Origin of the sequence: Streptomyces sp. NPDC059564 (assembly GCF_042735575.1) — a bacterium.
Lineage (GTDB): Bacteria > Actinomycetota > Actinomycetes > Streptomycetales > Streptomycetaceae > Streptomyces.
Window position 1 is genome coordinate 1 of record NZ_JBHWBP010000510.1, and the last position, 4,078, is coordinate 4,078.

The 4,078-nt window shown below is 72.4% G+C and carries 3 protein-coding genes and 1 pseudogene; 2 read left to right on the top strand and 2 right to left on the bottom strand.

Translation table 11 applies throughout. The features are described from left to right. Together ACFV0Q_RS39190 and ACFV0Q_RS39195 are read right to left on the bottom strand one after the other, a co-directional pair. The coding region (locus tag ACFV0Q_RS39190) for an FAD-binding oxidoreductase (protein ID WP_385012568.1) at positions 1 to 510 on the bottom strand (510 nt) is incomplete at its 3' end. Between the two features lie 69 nt (positions 511 to 579). Continuing rightward, positions 580 to 1,050, bottom strand: coding sequence for a MarR family winged helix-turn-helix transcriptional regulator (locus tag ACFV0Q_RS39195; RefSeq protein ID WP_385012570.1), 471 nt, complete (start codon positions 1,048 to 1,050; stop codon positions 580 to 582). 84 nt (positions 1,051 to 1,134) lie between these two features. On the opposite strand from ACFV0Q_RS39195, the gene ACFV0Q_RS39200 reads away from it, so the two are divergent. Both ACFV0Q_RS39200 and mltG read left to right on the top strand, forming a co-directional pair. Further along, complete coding sequence (locus ACFV0Q_RS39200) at positions 1,135 to 3,054, top strand: ABC transporter ATP-binding protein (RefSeq protein ID WP_385012572.1); 1,920 nt, start codon at positions 1,135 to 1,137, stop codon at positions 3,052 to 3,054. A 73-nt stretch (positions 3,055 to 3,127) separates the two neighbouring features. Then, a pseudogene (gene mltG / locus ACFV0Q_RS39205) lies at positions 3,128 to 3,980 on the top strand (endolytic transglycosylase MltG). The last annotated feature ends 98 nt before the right edge of the window (positions 3,981 to 4,078 follow it).

Genomic DNA, 4,078 nt, shown 5'->3' on the forward strand with positions numbered 1-4,078 from the left:
CCCGCCGAGGGTGCAGGCGATGGCGCTGGCCGGGTCGGGCCCCAGGATCCGGCCGTGCCGCGCCAGGGCGGCGTTGGCCCGCAGGACGGTGGTGCCCGGCTGGATCCGGGCGCGCCGGCCGCCGTCGAGGACCTCGATCCCGGCCCAGTGGCGGCGTACGTCGACCAGGATGTCCTCGCCCTGGGCCTGGCCGTTCAGCGAGGTCCCGGCGGCGCGGAAGACCACCTCGCGCTGCTTGCCGTGGGCGTACGAGAGGACGGCGGAGACGTCGTCGATGTCCTCGGCGACCACCACGACCTGCGGCACGAACCGGTACGGGGAGGCGTCGGTGGCGTAGCGGACCAGGTCGGAGACCTTCCACAGCACCTTCTCGGCGCCGAGCAGCTCGGTCAGCTCGGCGCGCAGCACGGGCGGGGTGCCCGTCGCCATCCGGTCGGGGACCCGGTCGGGGGCCGGGGCGCCGGGGCCGTGCGGGCGCAGGGCGCCGGGCTTCGGTTCCAGCAGCGGCATGTGCGGCCCCTCCTGTCTCGCGGTCCGCCGTCTCGCGGTCCGTCCGGGCGCCGGCGGTGGCTCCCGCCGTCAGCAGCCGCGTTCCGCCGGCGCGTCCGCCAGCGCGTTCAGCAGGCCGCCGAGGACCTCGCGCTGTCCGGCGGTCAATGGAGCCAGGATCTCCTCTGCGGCGTCGGTCCGCGCGTTGCGCAGACGGCGCAGCGTGGCGCGACCGGTTTCGGTGAGCTCGATCCGGATGACGCGGCGGTTGGCGGGGTCCGGCACGCGGCGCACGCAGTCGGCCGTCTCCAGGCCGTCGACGAGGGTGGTCACGGCGCGGGGCACGACCTCAAGACGCTTGGCCAGATCGGCCATTCGGGGCGGCTGGTCGCCGCCGTAGTGCGCGACGAGCCGCAGCAGCCGGCCCTGGGCCGGGGTGATCCCGAGCGGCTCCATGTGGCGCTTCTGGATCCGGTGGAGCCGGCGCGTGAGGCGCAGCAGCTGCTCGGCGAGGACGCCGTCGTTGGAATCGCGGGTGTCGGTCTCGGAACCGGTGCTCATACTGGGAACAGTACCGGACCGGATTCATTGTGAGCATAGGTAACAATGAGCTATGCTCATCGGAGTCTCGTCAGAAGGAGGCCCATGCGCCCCGAAGAACCGAAGTGGACGCCATCGAACGAAGCCCTCGACCCCACCCGTCCGGCGCCGGCGGAGCGCCCGCGCGAGCTGCGGCGGATCCTCGGCCTGTTCCGCCCCTACCGCGGCCGGCTCGCGGTGGTCGGCGCGCTGGTCGCCGCGTCCTCGCTGGTCGGCGTCGCCTCGCCGTTCCTGCTCAGGGAGATCCTGGACGTCGCGATCCCCGAGGGCCGTACCGGACTGCTGAGCCTGCTCGCGCTCGGCATGATCCTGACCGCCGTCGTGACCAGCGTGTTCGGCGTGCTCCAGACCCTGATCTCCACCACCGTCGGCCAGCGCGTCATGCACGACCTGCGCACCGCCGTCTACGCCCAGCTCCAGCGGATGCCGCTGGCCTTCTTCACCCGCACCCGCACCGGCGAGGTGCAGTCCCGCATAGCCAATGACATCGGCGGCATGCAGGCCACGGTCACCTCGACCGCGACCTCGCTCGTGTCGAACCTGACCGCCGTCATAGCCTCCGTCGTCGCGATGCTCGCCCTCGACTGGCGGCTCACCCTCGTCTCCCTGCTCCTGCTGCCGCTCTTCGTGTGGATCAGCCGCCGCGTGGGCCGCGAGCGCAAGAAGATCACCATGCAGCGGCAGAAGCAGATGGCCGCGATGGCCGCCGAGGTCACCGAGTCCCTCTCCGTGAGCGGCATCCTGCTGGGCCGCACCATGGGCCGCTCCGAGTCCCTGACCGAGGCCTTCTCCGAGGAGTCCGAGAAACTGGTCGGGCTGGAGGTGCGCTCCAGCATGGCCGGGCGCTGGCGGATGTCCACCATCGGCATCGTCATGGCCGCCATGCCCGCGCTCATCTACTGGGCCGCGGGCATAGCCCTGCAGACCGGGGCGCCCTCGCTCTCCGTCGGCACCCTCGTCGCCTTCGTCACCCTCCAGCAGGGCCTCTTCCGGCCCGCCGTGAGCCTGCTGTCGACCGGCGTCCAGATCCAGACCTCGCTCGCGCTGTTCGCCCGCATCTTCGAGTACCTCGACCTGCCGGTGGACATCACCGAGCGCCCCGACCCGGTGAAGCTGGACCGGGCGAAGGGCGAGGTCCGCCTGGAGGACGTGCACTTCGCCTACGAGCCCAAGAACGGCCCCACGCTCACCGGCATCGACATCACCGTCCCCGCCGGAGGCTCCCTCGCCGTCGTCGGCCCGACCGGCTCCGGCAAGAGCACCCTCAGCTACCTGGTCCCCCGGCTCTACGACGTGACCGGCGGACGGGTCGCCCTCGACGGGGTGGACGTGCGCGACCTCGACTTCGACTCGCTGGCCCGCTCCATAGGCGTGGTCTCCCAGGAGACCTACCTCTTCCACGCCTCGGTCGCCGACAACCTGCGCTTCGCCAAACCCGACGCCACCGACGAGGAGATCACCGAGGCGGCCCGGGCGGCCCAGATCCACGACCACATCGCATCCCTGCCCGACGGGTACGACACCCTGGTCGGCGAGCGCGGCTACCGCTTCTCCGGCGGCGAGAAGCAGCGCCTGGCCATCGCACGCACGATCCTGCGCGATCCGCCGGTGCTCATCCTCGACGAGGCCACCAGCGCCCTCGACACCCGCACCGAGCACGCGGTGCAGCGGGCCATCGACAACCTCTCCCGCGGCCGCACCACCATCACCATCGCGCACCGCCTCTCCACCGTCCGGGACGCCGACCAGATCGTGGTCCTCGACGCGGGCCGGATAGCCGAGCGCGGGACCCACGAGGAACTCCTCGGGGCCGGAGGGCGGTACGCCGCACTGGTCCGCCGGGACCGCGACGCCGCGCAGGCGCCCGGGGTGCGGGAGCCGGATGCGGGTGCAAGTGCCGACGCAGGTGCAGGCGCGGGCCGAGGGGCTTCCGAGGAGCCGGTGCCGACTCCGGTGAACGTGTGATCGTACGACTGAGGTGAGGGCAGGCAAGGGTTAAATGCCGGAAGTATGGCTATTCGCGGGCTAGCGTTCCCGCATGCGTCATGAGTACCTGCCGCCACAGCGCCGCTCCCGGCTCACCCGCCGAGGCCGCCTGGCGCTCTTCCTCGGCACGCTGCTCGGGCTCGGGGCGGTCCTTCTGATCCCGCTCCTGCCGAGAGGGGCGGCACCCGAGATACCGCGCCAGCTGCTGATCCCCGAAGGGTGGCGGGCCCCCCCAGGTCTACGCCGCCGTCGACCGCGAACTGAAGCTCCCGGCCGGCACCACGAAGAAGGCCGTCGGCACGGCCGCGCTGCCCCTGCCGGCGGAGGCCAAGGGCAACCCGGAGGGCTACCTCTTCCCGGCGACGTACCCCGTGACCTCGAAGTCCACCCCCGCCGCGCTGCTCACGTACATGGTGGAGACGGCGAACCGGAAGCTCGCCACGAAGGCCGTAGCCGACGGCGGCACGGTGCACGGGATGACCCCGTACCAGACGGCCACCCTCGCCAGCATCATCGAGGCGGAGGTCGACGCCCCGGCGGACATGGGCAAGGTCGCGCGGGTGGTGCACAACCGGCTGGCGAAGTCGATGCCGCTCCAGATGGACTCCACCCTCAACTACGCGCTGGGCCGCAGCACGGTCGACACCACGCTCGGCGACACCCGCATCGACCACCCCTTCAACACCTACGAACGCCAGGGCCTGCCGCCCACCCCCATCGACAGCCCCGGCCTGCGGGCCATGGCGGCGGCGGTCGCGCCGACCCCCGGCGACTGGCTGTTCTTCGTCACCGTGAAACCGGGCGACACCCGCTTCTCGGCGACGTACGAGGAGCACAAGAGGCACGTGGCGGAGTTCAACCGCCTCCGCGCGGCCGCGGGCCCTCCCGCCGCACGGCTGCCCTGAGGCGCCAGGCCCGCTCCGGCCGTCAGGGCAGCCGGACCGCCTCGATCTCGGCGTTCCCGACCGGCGCTCCGGCCGGGGCGCGCGACAGGCGGCGGCGC